Annotated in this window: 16 protein-coding genes; 11 read left to right on the top strand and 5 right to left on the bottom strand. The window is 70.8% G+C overall.

The features are described 5' to 3' along the window. Nucleotides 1-35 precede the first annotated feature (35 nt). Nucleotides 36-782, bottom strand: a complete 747-nt coding sequence (locus BCF44_RS26030; protein WP_281283151.1) for an LmbU family transcriptional regulator — start codon at nt 780-782, stop codon at nt 36-38. A 485-nt stretch (nt 783-1267) separates the two neighbouring features. Between BCF44_RS26030 and BCF44_RS26025 the strand changes: the two genes are divergently transcribed. Then, on the top strand, nt 1268-2236 hold the full coding sequence (locus tag BCF44_RS26025; RefSeq protein ID WP_116177011.1) for a ScbA/BarX family gamma-butyrolactone biosynthesis protein: 969 nt from the start codon (nt 1268-1270) through the stop codon (nt 2234-2236). A 39-nt stretch (nt 2237-2275) separates the two neighbouring features. Here BCF44_RS26025 and BCF44_RS26020 read toward each other — a convergent pair whose 3' ends face one another. Beyond that, nucleotides 2276-2914 (bottom strand): ScbR family autoregulator-binding transcription factor, encoded by a 639-nt coding sequence (locus BCF44_RS26020; protein WP_170217747.1) that lies wholly within the window; start codon nt 2912-2914, stop codon nt 2276-2278. Between the two features lie 149 nt (nt 2915-3063). On the opposite strand from BCF44_RS26020, the gene BCF44_RS26015 reads away from it, so the two are divergent. After that, nucleotides 3064-3990 carry an NAD-dependent epimerase/dehydratase family protein gene (locus BCF44_RS26015; protein WP_170217746.1) on the top strand — a complete coding sequence of 309 codons (927 nt, stop codon included), beginning with the start codon at nt 3064-3066 and terminating at the stop codon, nt 3988-3990. A gap of 5 nt (nt 3991-3995) precedes the next feature. Here BCF44_RS26015 and BCF44_RS26010 read toward each other — a convergent pair whose 3' ends face one another. After that, nucleotides 3996-4940, bottom strand: a complete 945-nt coding sequence (locus BCF44_RS26010) for a PDR/VanB family oxidoreductase (RefSeq protein WP_446685254.1) — start codon at nt 4938-4940, stop codon at nt 3996-3998. A gap of 71 nt (nt 4941-5011) precedes the next feature. Continuing rightward, nucleotides 5012-6031 (bottom strand): aromatic ring-hydroxylating oxygenase subunit alpha, encoded by a 1020-nt coding sequence (locus tag BCF44_RS26005; RefSeq protein ID WP_116177008.1) that lies wholly within the window; start codon nt 6029-6031, stop codon nt 5012-5014. Between the two features lie 366 nt (nt 6032-6397). Between BCF44_RS26005 and BCF44_RS26000 the strand changes: the two genes are divergently transcribed. The 4 genes from BCF44_RS26000 (at nt 6398) to BCF44_RS25985 (ending at nt 11263) form a co-directional block, all read left to right on the top strand. Continuing rightward, nucleotides 6398-7213: a class I fructose-bisphosphate aldolase family protein gene (locus tag BCF44_RS26000; protein ID WP_116177007.1), complete on the top strand. Its 816-nt coding sequence runs from the start codon at nt 6398-6400 to the stop codon at nt 7211-7213. Nucleotides 7214-7273: 60 nt separating this feature from the next. Continuing rightward, entirely contained in the window at nt 7274-8383 is a 1110-nt protein-coding gene (locus BCF44_RS25995) for a 3-dehydroquinate synthase II family protein (RefSeq protein WP_116177006.1), read from the top strand. 157 nt (nt 8384-8540) lie between these two features. After that, nucleotides 8541-9833, top strand: coding sequence for an aspartate kinase (locus BCF44_RS25990; protein ID WP_116177005.1), 1293 nt, complete (start codon nt 8541-8543; stop codon nt 9831-9833). 2 nt (nt 9834-9835) lie between these two features. After that, nucleotides 9836-11263, top strand: coding sequence for an MFS transporter (locus BCF44_RS25985; protein ID WP_116177004.1), 1428 nt, complete (start codon nt 9836-9838; stop codon nt 11261-11263). 169 nt (nt 11264-11432) lie between these two features. On the opposite strand, the gene BCF44_RS25980 is transcribed toward BCF44_RS25985, so the two are convergent. Beyond that, nucleotides 11433-12281, bottom strand: a complete 849-nt coding sequence (locus BCF44_RS25980; protein WP_170217745.1) for a helix-turn-helix transcriptional regulator — start codon at nt 12279-12281, stop codon at nt 11433-11435. A 112-nt stretch (nt 12282-12393) separates the two neighbouring features. Between BCF44_RS25980 and BCF44_RS25975 the strand changes: the two genes are divergently transcribed. The 5 genes from BCF44_RS25975 to BCF44_RS25955 all read left to right on the top strand — a co-directional run bounded on the left by BCF44_RS25975 (nt 12394) and on the right by BCF44_RS25955 (nt 17018). Beyond that, nucleotides 12394-13560, top strand: coding sequence for an MFS transporter (locus BCF44_RS25975; RefSeq protein WP_211353232.1), 1167 nt, complete (start codon nt 12394-12396; stop codon nt 13558-13560). Between the two features lie 151 nt (nt 13561-13711). Continuing rightward, nucleotides 13712-15208 (top strand): AMP-binding protein, encoded by a 1497-nt coding sequence (locus tag BCF44_RS25970; RefSeq protein WP_116177001.1) that lies wholly within the window; start codon nt 13712-13714, stop codon nt 15206-15208. Then, complete coding sequence (locus BCF44_RS25965; RefSeq protein ID WP_116177000.1) at nt 15205-15489, top strand: acyl carrier protein; 285 nt, start codon at nt 15205-15207, stop codon at nt 15487-15489. The genes BCF44_RS25970 and BCF44_RS25965 overlap by 4 nt, the downstream gene beginning before the upstream one ends. 1 nt (nt 15490) lies before the next feature. After that, nucleotides 15491-15865, top strand: coding sequence for an ectoine synthase (locus BCF44_RS25960; protein ID WP_116176999.1), 375 nt, complete (start codon nt 15491-15493; stop codon nt 15863-15865). 10 nt (nt 15866-15875) lie between these two features. Beyond that, complete coding sequence (locus BCF44_RS25955; protein WP_116176998.1) at nt 15876-17018, top strand: acyl-CoA dehydrogenase family protein; 1143 nt, start codon at nt 15876-15878, stop codon at nt 17016-17018. The last annotated feature ends 8 nt before the right edge of the window (nt 17019-17026 follow it).

Below are 17026 nucleotides of genomic sequence, written 5' to 3'. Positions count from 1 at the left end.
TGAAGAGCTTTCCCTGTTCTGTCAATGAGTCACCGTCACTCCGCGGCGTCGGCCCCGCCGTCGCCGCCGCCCACGCTCTCGCCGCCGTTCAGCGCCCCGCCGTCGAGCACCTTGCCGGCCGCCTGGTCCAGCGCCTCCACCACCCACCGCGAGAAACCGCTGCTGGAGTTGCGCGCGGCCTCCCGCCAGCGCTCCAGGTTGCCCTGCGGCACCCGCATCCGCGGGATGTAGGTGGCGTCGGCCATCGTCTGCCAGTCCTGCTCGTCCCGCCCCCGCAGGTTCCGCCGCAGCTGGTTGCGCGACCAGCCGAACTGCTCGGCCCGGTCCAGCCACAGGTCCTGCTGCTCGATCGGCAGCGACGCGACCTCGGCGTGGTGCTGGAAGCTCAGCCGCTCACGCCGGCGCGTGATGTCGAACTTCCGCGCGATCCACGCGTAGTTGCGCAGGGTCTGGTAGTCCAGCCCGGCCTCCTGGGTGGCGATGCGGTACCGGTCGCCGTAGCGCTCCTGGCCGTGGATCAGCCAGTCCCCCAGGCACCAGGCCGACGAGTCGGCGATGCGGAACAGCTTGGGGCCGGCCTGCTTCCACTCCTCGAAGCTCAGGCCGGCCGGTAACCGCAGGCCCACGCGGGTGGTCAGGATCTGGTTGTCCCGGGCGGGCCGCGGGAACGCGGCAGCCGGCCGGACTGCGGTGCTCGGACGTGTCAACGTGTGCACGGTTCTCCCCTGTCCCTTGTTGACGGACGGCACGGCGTGCGCCGCCACGCGGGCGGGGCGACGCACGGGAATCGGGATCACGGCAGCGCCCGCGCGGGGCGCATGGATCCGGTTCCCTGCGCAAAATAAAACCGGTCGCCCCGTTTTTTGTCAACGGTGTGGTGCTGGTGTGACCCGGATCACATAACTGGGAGAAATCGATTGTGCACGGTGCGTGTCTATGGGTCCGAACGGCCGTCGATTGGCCCGCCGGCCGGCTCGGCCCGATGTCCGCTACCGGTCGCGGTCAGGGAAAACCCGGGCAAGCTGCGTGGTGTGTAAGGGTATGGCGCTGAACGGCCCAACTCGGCACCATAGGGGCGACGTTCGTCGTACCGGGGGAGTCGCTGTGATGCACGCCATCTGTTGGGGACCCCGTTTCGACCCTTGGACGGTTTACGACGATGGAGTGAAGCGCAGCAAGAGGCCCACAAAAAACCTTGCGGTCGGTTTTTTTTCACCACAGGATTTGGGCCGCCAGCGTCGATTTGGGATGGGGAGGAATCGAACGCATGAACACCGTCATGGCCACTGCTCCCTTGGGAGCCGGCCCGAACCGGAACGTCACCGACCAGCAGTTGTCCTTCAGCAGCGTCGTGCCGAAGCACCTGGTGCACCGGCGCGCGCTGTCCGAGGTGGTCCTCACCGACTGGGCCGCCGTCGGGACCGACAGCTTCCTCTGCGCCGCGCAGTGGTCGCGCAGCCACAGCCTCTACCGGGTCCGCCACGGGCTGCACGATGCCCTGCTGATGGCGGAAACCCTTAGGCAGTCGGGAATACTCCTGTCGCACACCGAGCTCGACGTGCCACTGGACCACCGGTTCCTGATCGACCGGATCGCGTGGCTCGCCCACCCGTACGGCCTGGCGTGCGTCGGCGCGCCGGTCGACGTGGTCGGGCAGGTCGACGTGACCCGGCAGGGGAGCCAACGCGGCGCCGTCCGGCGCATGCAGTTCGACGTCGTCTTCACCCGCGACGGCAAGCGGATCGGCACCGGCACCGCGTGGGCCCGCAGCGTCGGCCCGCGCGTGTACGAGCGGCTGCGTGCCGGTCGCATCGCGCCGCCGGAGGGCCCGCTGGCCACCCCGCAGCCGCTGAACCCGGCCGTGGTGGGCGTGCACGACCCGGACGACGTGGTGCTCGGCGCGCCGGTGGACGGCCAGGGCTGGCCGCTGCGCGTGCTGACCACCCACCCGGTGCTCTTCGACCACCCGGTCGACCACGTGCCGGGCATGCTCGTCATGGAGGGCATGCGGCAGGCTGGCCGGGCGCTGCTGGGCTGGCGCGACGCGCAGCCCTTCGAGTGCGACGTGACGTTCGAGCGGTTCGTGGAGTTCGACAGCCCCTGCTTCGTCAAGGCGCGGGTGCTGCGGAAGTCCTCCGTCGCCGACACCGCCACGCTGGCGGTGGAGGCGGTGCAGGACGGCCACGTGGCCGCGCTGGGCACCGTCGAGATGACGAACACCGCCCCGGTTCGCTGAGCCGGGGCGGTGTCGCTAGGGCGTGTGTGGAGGCGCGCCCTAGCCGTTGGACTCGGCGAGGCTCGCGATCCGGCGGAAGTGCGGGAGTTTGCGGGGCGTCACCAGCGAAGGCAGCAAGATCTCCCACATGTCCTGCACCCGCCGCAGCAGGTCGTCGCGGCCGGTGAACACCTCCGAGAGGAGCTGGACCCCGGTGAACGCGCCGACCACGAACCGGGCGAGGGCGGCGGTGTCGATGTTCGTGCGGACATCGCCCTCCTCGACGGCCCGGTCCATCAGCTGCTCGATGACGCCGACCCACTCGCGGTACGGGTCGGCCTGGAGCACGCCGAAGGTGCCCTGCTCCAGCGTGAGCCGGATGCCGGCGCGCACGACCACGTCGTCGAGCAACTGGGTGGCCAGGCCGATGGACAGCCTGATGATCGACTCGAGGCCCTGGCCCTCGTGCTGGAGCCAGTCGCGGGAGGGCTGCACCGACAGCATGTGCTGCTCCTCGACGACGGCCTTGGCCAGGTCCTCCTTCGAGCTGAAGTGGAAGTACAGGGCGCCCTTGGTGACGCCGCTCTGCGCGATGACGTCGCTCAGGGTGGTGGCGGCGTACCCGTACCGGTCGAAGACCTCGGCGGCGCCGCGCAGGATCGACGCGCGTGTGACCTCCGCACGAACTTGTTTGGGCACAGCGCACCTTCCCGTCACCGTCGGGCCGTCCGGTAAACATACCGGTCGGTTGGTTTAATATGAATACCTCACGTTACCACAGACCGGCCGTCGGTTACCCCCAGTCGCGATTCCGCGCTGAGCGAGGGGCTCCGGCGCACCGGTCCACCGTGCTCGTGACCGGAGCCACCGGCTTCGTCGGCGGTGCCGTGCTCGCCGCACTGGGATCCCGGGCGGACCTCCGCCCGCGGGCCCTGGTGCGACGGCCCACGCCCCGATTGTCCGCCGCCGGAGTGGATGTGGTCATCGGCGACCTGTCCGCGCCCGGCTCACTCCTGGCGGCCTGCGCCGGCGTGCGGACCGTGATCCACGCGGCGTCCTACGTCGGGTCCGACCCGCACCGGTGCTGGACGGTCAACACGCACGGCACCGCCGCGCTGGTGCGCGCCGCCGAAGAGGCCGGCGTGGAGCGGATCGTCTACGTCAGCACGGCGTCGGTGTACGGGCTGGGTCCGCACCGGGCGCTGGAGCCCGACGCCGTGCGGTGCCGCCCGAACTCCGCTGCCAGCGCGAGCCGGCTGGCCGCCGAGCACGCGGTGCGCGCGGCCGGCGGCTGTGTCCTCAGACCACATCTGATCTACGGCCCCGGGGACCGGTGGTTCGTCCCCGGCCTCGTCGCGCTGGTGCGCCAGTTCGGCGACTGGCTCGACAGTGACAGCCCATGTCTCTCCACAGTGTCTGTCGCAGCCCTCGCGCGCGCCGCTGTCGCGCTGCAAGACCTGCCCGCGTCCGAGCTCGCGCCGGGCGCCGTGCTGCACGTGAATCATCCGGTCCCCGCCAGGATACGCACGATGATCGAAACCGTGTCCGAGGGGCTCGGTCTGTCCGTCCGCAACGGTCCCACCGATCTCCGGCTGGCCCGGGCCGCGCTGGTGAAGCGCGGCGGAAACCCGCACCATCTCGACATGCTGTCGCGCGATCACTGGTACGCGTCGACCGATGTGTGGCGGCTCACCGGCGCCGATCCCGGGCCGTGGTTCCCGACCGGGTTCGCCGGCTGCGCCGCGTGGTACCGGCGCGAACTGGTGGGTTCGTGACCGGTTCACAGGTCCAGCACGAGGTTCGGCGATTCCGCCCGGGACACGCAGATCATCATCAGGTCGCCGGCCGCGCGCTCCTCCGCGGTCAGCAACGTGCACCGGTGCTGCGGGGTTCCGCCCAGCACCACCGTCTCGCACGTGCCGCACGTGCCCTGCTCGCACGAGGCCAGCACCGGAATTCCCGCTGCCCGCACGGCGTCCAGCACGGACGTGCCGGCCGGCACGTGCACGGTGACACCCGACCGTTCCAGCACGACATCGAACGGGGCGTCCGGTTCTGTAGGGGCGACTGCGGAAAACCGCTCCACGTGCAGCGAGCCGGTGGGCCAGGTGGCGCAGCGCTCCTCGACGGCCGCGAGCAGCCCGGCCGGCCCGCACGAGTACACCAGCGTGTCCGGCGCGGCCGTGCCGAGCAGATCGTCCACATCGATCAGTCCGCGTTCCTCCTGCGGCACCAACTCGACGCGGTCGCCGTAGCGGGCGAGCTCGTCGCGGAAGGCCATCGACTCCGCGCTGCGGCCGCCGTAGACCAGGCGCCAGTCCGCCCCGGCGGCGTGCGCGGCCTCGACCATCGGCAGGATCGGCGTGACGCCGATGCCGCCGGCGACGAACAGGTACGCCGGCGATGGTTGCAGCGCGAAGTGGTTGCGCGGGCCCCGAACCCGGACGGTGACGCCCACGTCAAGTTTGTCGTGCACGTACGCGGAACCGCCGCGGCCGTCCGGCTCGCGCAGCACCGCGACCCGCCACGAGGAGCGGTCCGCCGGCGACGAGCAGAGCGAGTACTGGCGCTCCAGGCCCGGCGCGAGCAGCAGGTCCACGTGCGCCCCCGGCGACCACGCCGGCAGCACGCCGCCGTCCGCCCGGGCCAGGTCGAGGGCGACCACGTCGGCCGCGACCGTCGACCGCCCGGCCACCACCATGTCGAATTCCGCTTCCCGGTCCACACCCGACTCCTTTCCTTGTGGGGACGACAAAACGGTCGCCGGCGGTCGCCGGCGACCGTCCCGTGCCGACGTCAGGACAGCAGGCGGCGCATCATGTCCCGCGCGGCGAGACCGCCGGCGTCGATGGCCACGCTCAGCTCCTGGGTGCCCGGCGGCTCGGTCGCCACGACCTGCTCCAGCACGGTCAGCGCGTCCAGGTCCTGCTGCACGACGTCCTGGTTCATGGCCAGCAGGAAGTCGCCGACGCTGTCGTCGTCGAGCGCGAAGTCCCGCACCACGGCCCAGAAGTCCCAGGTGCTGTGTTCGGTCTCCGGGGTCAGGCCGTGCAGGATCTTCACGTGCGCGGCGCCGCTGTCGTCGCCGTTCGGGCCGGGCTCCACGCCGTGCGGCGCGACCCGGACGTTGTTGACCCAGAACGACGGCGGCTCGAAGTACACGTCCTGCCAGCGGTCGATCGGCGACTTGAAGCCGGTGGACTTGGCGTAGAACGGCGGGCACTCGACCGCCGACATGTGCCGGGAGAACCGCACCAGGTGGTTCTCCTCGTCCACAGTGGTCGTGAACGGGGTCCGCGCGATCTCCGGCGTGCCGATCAGGCCGGCGTGCAGGTAGGTCTCGTGGGACAGGTCCATCAGGTTGTCCATCAGCAGGCTGTGCCGGAACGGCGAGTAGGTCAGGTCCCGCACCGCGCCCCAGGCCGGGTCGTCCAGCCAGTGTGCGTCCGGCACGGCCGAGAGGTCGGGCTCCTGGTCGCCGATCCAGATCCAGATCCAGCTGTGCCGCTCCACCAGGCTGTAGCGCGGAACCCTTGCGGTGCGCGGGATCCGGTCCTGGCCCGGCACGAACGTGCAGGCGCCGGCGCAGTCGAACTTGAAGCCGTGGTAGCCGCACTCGACCTCGTCCTCGACCAGCTTGCCCAGCGACAGCGGATAGCGGCGGTGCACGCACCGGTCGGCCAGCGCGACCGGCTCGCCCGCCGCCGTCCGGTAGAACACCACCGGCTCGTTGCAGATCGTCCTGGCCAGCAGCGACCGCCCCACCTCGTGGCTCCACGCGGCGACGTACCAGTGGTTCTGCGGAAACGCGCTCATCGAAATCCTCTCGGTGTGCTCGCGACAACGCGCACGCAAAACGTCGGATGCGTTGACGGCGTGCGGATTCACCCCAGGAGTCGGGGCGGAAGAGTAGACAACGTCGGAGTCTACGAACGCGTCGGGGACTGTCAAGGCCGCCGTCGCGTCCCGCCGGGAGGGACACGGACTTCCTTGACACGCTTGCACTTCGCTGACGTACTGTCGCTTCGACACGCAGCGCCGCCAGAGCCCATCCGCCCCGCGAGACCGCTGCCTGCATCTGGCGCCACCGCGCCGAAACCCATGGCCCGCCGCCGAAACACCACCCGTGTGCCGCGGCGGCGCCGTGCCTTTCTCGCTGCCACAAGGAAAGGGTGACGACTCGTGACTCCTGGAAAGAGCCTGCGCCTGCGGCGGCTGGTCGACGCGCGCTCCGGCCGGACCCTGCTGGTGCCGCTCGACCACTCCCTCGGCGACGGCCCGATCGCCTCCGCCGACGGCGTGCGCGACCTGGTCGAGACGCTCGCCGCCAACGGCGCCGACGCGGTGCTGGTGCACAAGGGCCGCGTCCGCTTCCTGCCCACCGACCAGGTCGGCGACCTCGCCCTGGTGGTGCACCTCAACGGCAGCACCCGGCACGCGCCCGACAGCAACGACAAGGTGATCGTCGGCGAGGTGGCCGAGGCCGTCGAACTCGGCGCGGACGCCGTCAGCGTCCACATCAACATGGGCTCGGCCACCGAGGCGACCCAGCTGTCCGACCTCGGCCGGGTCGCCGCCGAGTGCGCCCGGTGGGGCGTGCCGCTGCTGGCGATGGTGTACCCGCGCGGCCCGCGCATCACCGAGCCGACCGATCCCGAGTTGGTCGCGCACGCCGCCAACCTGGCCGCCGACCTCGGCGCAGACCTGGTCAAGACCCCCTACACCGGCGACGTGGTCAGCATGGCCGAGGTCGTCCGGTCCTGCCCCATCCCGATCCTCACCGCGGGCGGCGCCCGCGTCGGCGACGACCAGCAGCTGCTGGCCACCGTCGAGGACGTGCTCGCCTCGGGCGCGATCGGCCTGGCCATCGGCCGCAACGTGTTCGAGTCCCCGGACGCCGCCAAGACCACCCGGCTGCTGGCCGACGCCGTGCACGCCGACCGCCACCTGACCTCGATCCCGAATCTGCCGAGCCGGCCAGAAGCCGCGCTGGGCTGACCGCGCTGATCCCCTTGGCCCTGATTCCCCCTGGTCCACACACCGACAGGAGACAACACCGTGAAGCTCGCGTGGATCGACACCCGTGCCCTTGGCGACCTGGCCGCCGCCGTGATCGAGGAGGCGGTGCACATCGGCGTGGACGGCTTCGTCTCGGACAACCCGGCGCTGCTGTCGATCGTGCCGCCGTCACGGCGCAAGGTCGCCCTCGTCCTGCCGGAGACGCCCAAGACCGTCGCCGACGACCTCGCCGAGATCGCCGACCTGCTGCTGCTCGACCACACCCTGGTCGGCCAGTTCACGCCCGCCCGTCCCGAGGCCAAGACCGGCGTGTTCGTCGCCGTCACCGGCGAGGAGACGCTGTCCATCGCCTGCGAGTGGGCCGCCAAGTCGGAGTGGACCCTGGTCGAGTTCCTCCAGGACCCCAGCAAGATCCCGCTGGAGATCCTGCTCGGCGCCACCGACAAGGCCGAGGGCACACTGATCAGCTTCGTCACCGACCTCGCCGACGCCACCGTCACCCTGGGCGTGCTGGAGCGCGGCCCGGACGGCGTGCTGCTCGCGCCGACCACCGTCGGCGACGCCTCCGAGCTGGTGCGGATCTGCGCCGGCGGCACCGAGAAGCTGGAGCTCCAGGAGCTGACCATCACCGGCCTGACCCACCTGGGCCTGGGCGACCGGGTGTGCGTCGACACCTGCTCGCACTTCAAGCAGAACGAGGGCATCCTGGTCGGCTCCTACGCCACCGGCATGATCCTGATCTCCAGCGAGACGCACCCGCTGCCGTACATGCCGACCCGGCCGTTCCGGGTCAACGCGGCCGGCCTGCACTCGTACTGCGTCGGCCCGAACAACCGCACCCGGTACCTGGCCGAGCTGCGCTCGGGTTCGGAGATCTTCGGCGTCGACACCGACGGCAACACCCGGGTGATCACCGTCGGCCGGATCAAGATGGAGACCCGCCCGATGCTGCTGATCGAGGCGGTGTCGCCGACCGGCGGCAAGGTCAACGTCATCGCCCAGGACGACTGGCACGTGCGGGCGCTGGGCCCGGGCGGCAGCGTGCACAACATCACCGAGCTCAAGGCCGGCGACAAGATCCTCGGCTACACGCCCACCGACCAGCGCCACGTCGGCTACCCGATCCGAGAGTTCCTGTACGAGCAGTGATTTTGCCGCCCGTTCCGGGCGGGGCGAGGCCGCTCCTAAGCCGCCGCCTTCCCTTGCCCTGGAAAAAACCGCTGGAAAGACGCGGTTTTTTCCAGGGCGGCGGTCCAGGCGCCGGCGCGGCCTCGCGGACCTGTCGGTGGAGGATAGGACATCGATCATGGGCTTGATCGTTCAGAAGTACGGCGGGACCTCCGTCGCCGACGCGGAGCTGCTCGGGGGCGTCGCCGACCGGGTGCGCCAGACCCGGCAGGAGGGCCACCAGGTGGTGGTCGTCGTGTCCGCCATGGGCAGGTCCACCGACGACCTGCTCGCGCTGGCCGGCCGGCTGTCCGGCGACCCTGCCCACCGCGAGCTGGACGCCCTGGTCAGCACCGGGGAGTCCGTCTCGGCGGCGGCGCTGGCCATCGCCCTGGGCCACCGCGGCGTGCCGGCCGAGTCGATGTCCGGCGAACGGGCCGGCATCGTCACCGACGGCCGGCACGGCAACGCCCGCATCGTGCACGTCGACCCGAGCCGCATGCGGCAGCTGCTGGACCGGGGCGTCGTGCCGGTGGTGGCGGGATTCCAGGGCGAGTCCTGTGAGGACGGTTCGCGCACCACGTTGGGGCGCGGCGGTTCGGACACCACGGCGGTCGCGGTCGCCGCGGCGCTGGGGGCGGACGTGTGCGAGATCTGCACGGACGTCAACGGGGTGTACACCGCAGATCCCCGGTTCGTGACCGGCGCCCGCAAGCTCGACGTCCTCTCGTACGAGGAGATGATCGAGCTGTCGGCAGCGGGCGCGAAGGTGCTGGCGCTGTCGTCGATGGAGTACGCGCGCCGGCACCAGGTCCCGGTGCACCTGCGGTCCAGCACGCGCTCGGACGTCACCGGCACCTGGGTCGGGCCCTCGACCCGGCCGTCGGCCCATGCCGGGCTGCCGGCCGACCCGGGCCAGCCGCCGGTGACCGGCGTGGCGCACCAGTCGGGGCTGGTGCGCTGCACCGTCAGCGACGTGACCCAGCAGGGCGCGGCGGTGATCGGCGCGACCCTGGGCGAGACCGCGGCCCGGGTCGACATGTTCCGGTACGGCTGGACGGACGTCGCCGGCGACCGCCGCAACCTGTCGTTCGTGATCCCCGAGGCGGACCTGGCCAAGGTGTCGTCGTCGCTGTCCACAGTGGACACCAGTCGGAGTTCGGGCGAGTGGCGGTGGACACCGCCGCTCGGCAAGCTCTCGGTGGTCGGGCTGGGCATCGGCGACCACCCGCAGATCCTGCCGTCGGTGCTGGACGTGCTCGGCTCGCTCGACGTGTCCGTCGGCGAGGTGGTGGTGTGCCCGGCGCGGATCTCCGTGCTGTGCGCGGAGGAACGGCTCTCCGACGCGGTCGTCGCCGTGCACGAGCAGTTCATAACGACCGAGGTAGAGGTGCGGGAGGACCGGGTCCTGTCGTACTGGCAAGGAGAGTGAGCGTGACTGCGACAACTGACCGGGCGGTGGGCGTCCCGCTCACCGCCCGGATCGAGCGGCTGCCCCTGCGGGCCCTGGCGCCGCTGCTGCTCGGGATCCTCGGACCCGGCTTCTTCGTCAACTTCTACGACAGCTTCGACATCAACGTGTCGTTCATCCAGACCTGCGGCCAGTTGCAGGCCGGGTGCACGCCGCAGAACGCGTCGAGCTGGCTCGGGCTGCCGGTGCTGCTCAGCCTGGTCGGGTACACGCTGGGCGCGCTGGTGATCGCCCCGCAGTCCGACCGGTTCGGCCGGCGGGCGACGCTGCTGGTGACGATGCTGATCACCAGCCTCGGCGCGCTGGGCACGCTGCTGGCCGGCAACTACGAGACGTTCGTGCTGGCCCGGCTGCTCACCGGCATCGGGATCGGCGCCGACCTGGCGGTGGTCAACACGTACATCGGCGAGGTGGCGCCGAGCCGGTCGCGGGCGCGCTACGCGTCGGCGACGTTCGTGATGTCGACGCTGGGCGCGTTGACGGCGACGTGGCTCGGACTGCTGCTCACCACCGAGCCGGCGCCGTGGCCGTCCGGGCTGCCGGTCGCGCTGGCCGGCGGCGCGTTCGACAGCGGCTGGCGGTGGATGTACGCGATCGCGGTGCTGCTGGGCATCGGCGGTTTCCTGCTGCGGCTGCGCCTGCCAGAGTCGCCGCGGTGGCTGCTCGGCAAGGGGCGGGGGAGCGACGCCGACGCGATCGTCAGCCGGGTCGAGGCCCAGGCCCTGCGCCACGGCCCGCTGCCGGAGCCGGCTGCCGGCGCTGACGAGGTTGTCGGCGGCAAGCAGGCGCACCGGGAACTGTTCGGCAACCCGTTGTACCGGCGGCGGGCCGGGCTGCTGCTGGCCATCTGGTTCATCGGCTACATCACCGTGTACGGGTTCGCGGCCGGCTTCAGCGTGCTGCTGACCGGTCTCGGCCACCCGCCGGCCGAGGCGGCGATGATCTGCGCCGTCGGCAGCCTGGGCTTCTTCACCCAGGGCCTGGTGTCCGCCCGCTTCTCGGAGCGGCTGGAACGCCGGCACTGGCTGCCCGTCGCCGCGCTGGTGACGGTGGCCGGCGCGGCCGTGGTGGCCGCCGGCGGCGGCAGCCTGACCGTGGCGTTCATCGGGGCGTTCCTCATCTTCTTCGGCTTCAACGCGTGGATCCCGCCGACCTACGCGCTGTCCGCGGAGAGCTTCCCCACCCGGGCCCGGTCCACCGGCTTCGGCCTCGTGGACGGCATCGGCCACCTGGGCGGGGGAGTGGGCCTGCTGGCCATCGCCCCGCTGATCCCCCACCTCAACACCCTCGCCGCCCTGGGCCTGATGTCCAGCTTCCTCATCGTGGCGGCGATCCTCGCGCAGTTCACCCCGCGCACCCGCAACCGCCCCCTGGAGGAAGTCTCCCCGTAGAACCCCCGCGAGTCGCGCTCTCGGACCCATCGAATGCACGTCTCGGACACACCCCCGCGAGTCCCGCCTGGCGTCACACCGAATGTCGGTTTCGTGCAGAACTGAGCCTCGGAGCTCGTTTCTGCCTGAAACCTACATTCGGTGTGTCTGTGAGCGCGACTCGCGGGGGTCAGTCGTCGGCGAGTGTGGTGAGTTTGGCTTTGGTGAGGTCGTCGGCCGGGAGGCGGACGACCACCTGGAGCTCGGGGGTGTCGGCGACGATGAGCTTGGACTGACGCAGCGCCAGGCGGCCGACGCGGGGGTGCTCGAACTCCTTGCGTACGGGCTGGTAGCCGGCCACGTCGTGCCGCTCCCACCACGTGGCGAAGTCCGGGGCCGTGCCGGCGAGCTCGGTGATGATCTCCGCGAAGCGGGGGTCGGTGGGATGCTCGTCGGCTGCCATCCGGAACTGCGCCAGCACCGGCGTCGCCTGCTGCTCCCACTCGACGAACAGCTCGTGCGCCGGCGGCCAGCAGAAGATGAGCCACAGCATGTTGCGACGATCCGGCGGCAGCGCGGCGAAGTCCGTCAGCAGCGCGGCCTCGGCCCAGTTCCAGCCGACGATGTCCCAGTGCCGGTCCAGCACGAACGCGGGGCAGGGGTTCAGCGCCTCCACCACGTCCAGCACGTGCTGGCCGGGCTGCGGGCAGCCGGGCATGAGGTCCCCGGCCGGCGGCAGCTCGCCGGCGAGCCGGTACAGGTGCGCGCGTTCCGGGTCGGACAGCCGCAGCGTCCTTGACAGCGCGGCGAGCACCTGGGCGGACACGTTGATGTCCCGGCCCTGCTCGAGCCACGTGAACCAGGTGAGGCTGACGCCCGACAGCGCGGCCACCTCTTCCCTCCGCAGCCCGGGCGTGCGCCGCTGGCCGTGCTCGGGCAGGCCGACGGCGGCCGGTGAGGTGCGTTCGCGCCGGGAGCGGATGAAGGCCCCCAGGGCCCGCTGATTGGCGTCGCCCACGCTCGGATTCGTCGTCGCCATGGTATTACCCACGGTACCAGGACGTTTTCTTCCCTGGTGACCGAACCGCGCCGCTGGCCACCATGGTCGCATCCCGTCATCGGCATGCGAATTGAGGATGATCATGGTGGAAATGGCCCAGAAGGAGGAGGCCGCCGTCGGCGTGCCGCGGGCCTTCGTGCTGGCGTGCTTCCTGAGCAACTTCGACCGGTTCGCGATCACGCCGATGCTGCTCGTGATCGCCGCCGGGCTCCAGGTCCCGCTGGCCTCGGTGGTGTTGACCGCCAGCGGCTACTTCTTCGCGTACGGACTGGCCCAGCCGGTGTGGGGCATGCTGTCGGACCGCTACGGCCGGATGCGCGTCATCCGCCTGACGCTGGCCCTCACGGCGGTGTGCGGCGCGCTGTCGGCGTTCGCCCCGAACGTGGCAACCCTGGTCGTGCTGCGGGTGGCCACCGGCGCGTTCTTCGGCGCCATCGTGCCGACCTCCCTCACCTACGTGGGTGACACCGTTCCCGTGCAGACCCGGCAGCGCGCCCTGTCCGACCTCCAGCTGGCGCTGGCGATCGGCACCGCACTGGCCACTGTGGTCGCCGGCGGCATCGCGCAGCTCATCAGCTGGCGCGTGATGTTCGCGCTGCCGGCCGTGCTGGCCGCCGTGCTGGTCGTCTGGCTGCGCAACATGCCCGAGCCGGCGAAGGCACAGGCCGCGCGTGGCCCCGCCCAGCAGTTGGCGACGGTGTTCAAGCAGCGCTGGTCGTGGCTGGTGATGGCGCTCGGCCTGGTCGAGGGCGCGGTTCTGCTGGGGTGCTTCACGTTCCTCGCGCCGGCACTGGAACACGAGGGTCTGACGTCGATCGGCGCCGGCACCGTCACCGCCCTCTACGGCGTCGGCACGCTCGTGTTCTCCCGCGTCCTCAAGCGGGTCGCGCTGCGGGCCGCGTGGCAGCTTCTTGTCACCGGCGGCATCATGGTGACGGTCGGTTTCGCCGCATGCGCGATTTCCCAGTCGGTGGTGGGCATCGGCATCGCGGCCGTTCTTCTCGGCGGCGGCTGGGCGTTCATGCATTCCTCCCTCCAGACGTGGGCGACGACGCTGGCGCCGGCCGCCCGCGGCACCGCCGTCTCGCTGTTCGTGGCGGCGCTTTTCGTAGGCAGCGCAATCGGTTCGGCGCTCGGCGGCCCGCTGGCCGACAGCGGCTCGTACGGACCGCTGTTCGCCCTGGCCGCGCTGGTCGCGGTGCCGCTCACGGTGGTCGGCGGCGTCGCTCGTCGTCGATACGTGCCGCCCCAAGGGTGATCGGTTGGCGGTCTCGCCGGCGAGACCGCCAACCGCACGGACTCTGTTCTGCGGCCGACGAAGTGCTACCGTCGATTTGCGACCGAGAGATTCGCGTAACACTCGGTTTCGCAATTCGAGCTTCCTGTGGAGTTGGCCGAGGAGAACCGTCGTGGCTGATTCACGTTCTCTTGTCGATTGTCTGGCCGAACACGCGTGGCGGCGGCCGGATTCCGTCGCCCTGGTGGCCGGCGAGCGCCGGGTGACCTACCGCGAGCTCGCCGGCATGGCCGCCGCCGCGAGGCGCCGGATCGCCCGACTGGGCCTGCACGTGGACTCCGCCGTCGGGATCCACGCGGCGAAGACGCCGGAGACGATCGCCCTGCTGACGGCGTGTCTGTTGGCTGGGCGGCGGTTCCTGGTGCCGTCCACCGAGCTCGGCACGCACACGCTGGGCACGCTGTTCGAGCGCGCCGGCTGCGTCGCGGTGCTGTCCGCGACGCCGTTGGAGCGGCACGTCCACGAGGGCTGGCCGCCGGTCACCGTCGTCAACTGCGCCGCCGAAGACCAGGTGGCCCAGGTGGTGCCCGGGTCGCGCCGCGGCGTCTCGTTCATGCTGACCACGTCCGGCTCCACCGGCGTGCCCAAGATCGTGCCGCTTGGCATGTCCGAAGTGGACCGCTTCACCGACTGGGCGGTCGACCGGTTCGGCATCGAGCCGGGCACCCGGGTGCTGAACTACGCGCCGCTGAACTTCGACTTGTGCCTGCTGGACGTCTGGGCGACGCTGAAGGCTGGCGGCACGGTGGTGCTGGTGGCGCCCGAGAAGGCCACCAACGGCCGCTACCTGTCCGACCTGCTCCACGAGCACGAGATCGAGCTCGTGCAGTCGGTGCCGATGTTCTTCCGGCTGGTCGCCGACGCCGCCGACGGGGATTTTCCCGCCGTGCGGCAGGTGATCCTCACCGGGGACGCGATGCCGGCGCGACTGCTGCCGGCGCTGCCGCGGCTGTTCCCCAACGCCCGTGTCACCAACGTCTACGGCTGCACCGAGACCAACGACAGCTTCCTGTACGACCTGCCGGCGCACATCGACGAGGACACGGCCCTGCCGATCGGCCGGCCGCTACCCGGCGTCGACGTGCTGCTGGTGGACGGGGACGGCGTCGTGCACGATGGCCCCGCCACCGGGGAACTGCTGGTGCACACGCCGTTCCAGACCGAGGGCTACCTGGGTGGCCCCGGGCAGACCGAGAAGTTCGTTCGTCACCAAGGGATCCGCTACTTCCGCACCGGCGACCTGGTCTCCAGGGACGCCGGCGGCACGTACACCCTGATGGGGCGCAACGACTTCCAGGTCAAGGTCCGGGGCACCCGGGTGAACCTCCAGGAGATCGAGCACGTCCTGCTCGACCACGGCCGCGTGCTGGAGGCCGCCGTGGTCGGCCTGCCCGACGAGCTCGCCGGGCTGCGGGTGCACGCGGTGATCCGCTGCGACGAGCCGGTCAGCAGCCTCGCCCTGCGCGAGCACTGCCGGCTGCGGCTGCCCCGGGTCGCCATTCCGTCGGCCATCCACGTCGTGGACTCGCCACTGCCCACCACGTCGACCGGCAAGGTCGACCGCCGGGCGATCAGCAGCATGCTCGCACACACAGGAGTCAAGGCATGAGTGACGCCATTGCCATCAAGCGGTTCATCGTCGCGGAGTTCGCGCCCGACGCCCGCCCCGAGGACATCGACGACGACTACGACCTGCTGGCCAACGGGGTGATCGACAGCCTCGGCCTGCTGCGGGTGGTCGACTGGCTGTCCCAGCGCTTCGACGTCGCCGTCGACGACGTCGAGATCTCCGAGGACCAGTTCGTTTCCGTGGCGGCCATGTGCCGCTTCGTCGAGCAGTACGCCACCGGCCGTCCCGTGGTCGCGGCGCAAGCGCAGAGAGGTGAGTGACATGATCGTTCGCAGGCTGGCCGACGTCGAGGGCATCGAGTGGGGCAACGGCCTGAGCCGGCGCTTCCTGGTCGAGGACGACGGCATGGGCTACACCATCACCGACACCCTGGTCCGCGCCGGGACCCGCTCGCCGCTGGAGTACCGCAAGCACCTGGAGGCCTGCTACTGCATCGCCGGCAGCGGCCTGGTGATCGACTCGCAGGGCAACGAGCACCCGATCGAGCCCGGCACCATGTACGCGCTCAACGAGAACGACGCGCACCACCTGATCGCCTCGCCGGTCGAGGACCTGCGGCTGGTGTGCGTGTTCACGCCGGCGCTGCAGGGCCACGAGGCACACGACTTCTCCGAGCTGGAGTTCTCCCACTACTGAGGACACGACCATGCGAGAGTGGACCGACGATCAGCGCGCGCTGCGCGAGCACTACGCCGGCGTCGTCGCGGCGTGGGGCGAGGACCATATCCGGCGCGACCAGGACGGCGAGTTCCCGCAGGAGATCTGGAAGCTCGTCGCCGAGTCGGGCCTGCTCGGGCTGCCGTTCGACCCGGAGTGGGGCGGGCAGGGCCAGGACCTGCTGACCGTGATGCACGTGCTGGAGGAGCTCGGCCTGAGCTGCCGCGACGGCGGGCTGAACTTCTCCATCGCCACCCACCTGGTGAGCACCGGGATCCCGTTGCAGCGGTTCGGCTCCTCCCAGCTCAAGGCCCGCTACCTGACCAGGATCTGCGACGGGTCGGCGATCGGCGCGCACGCGATCACCGAGCCGCGCGGCGGGTCGGACGTGGCCGGCATGGTCACCACGGCCCGCCAGGACGGCGACGCGTTTGTCCTCAGTGGACAGAAGTCGTTCGTCAGCTGCGGGCCGGTCGCGGACCTGTTCGTGGTGTACGCCCGCACCCAGCAGGGCGCGGGGCCGTTCGGCATCACCGCGTTCCTGGTGGAGCGGGCGACGCCGGGGCTGACGGTCGGGCCGTCGGCGGACAAGATGGGCCTGCGCACCTCGCCGTTCGGCGAGCTGCTGCTGGACGGGTGCGTGGTGCCGCGGCAGAACGTGCTCGGTCAGGTGGGCAACGGGTTCTTCGTGCTGGACTACGTGATGAAGTGGGAGATCCTGTGCTCCTTCGTCATCACCCTGGGCGCGATGCGCAACCGGCTGGCCCGGTGCGTGGAGTACGCCCGCACCCGCACCCAGTTCGGTCGCAAGATCGGCGGCTACCAGCTGGTGGCGGACATGATCGTGGACATGAAGATCGGGGTCGAGACCAGCAGCCGCTGGCTCTACGACACCGCGGAGCGGTTCCTGGCCGGCGCCAGCGTGATGCAGGAGATCGCCATCACCAAGCTCCTGGTCAGCGAGGCCAACCTGCGCTCGGCGACCAACGCCGTGCGGATCTTCGGGGGGCGCGGGTATCTCACCGAGTACGGCGTCGAGAAGGAGTTGCGCGACGCCGTCGGCGGAACGATCTATTCGGGCACCTCGGAGATCCAGCGCGACAAGATCGCGCGGATGCTCGGCGTGGCCTGACAAGTGGG

Origin of the sequence: Kutzneria buriramensis (assembly GCF_003387475.1) — a bacterium.
GTDB classification, from domain to species: Bacteria; Actinomycetota; Actinomycetes; order Mycobacteriales; family Pseudonocardiaceae; genus Kutzneria; species Kutzneria buriramensis.
The sequence above is the reverse complement of the archived record's forward strand: the minus strand, read 5'-3'. Positions and strand labels throughout refer to the sequence as shown.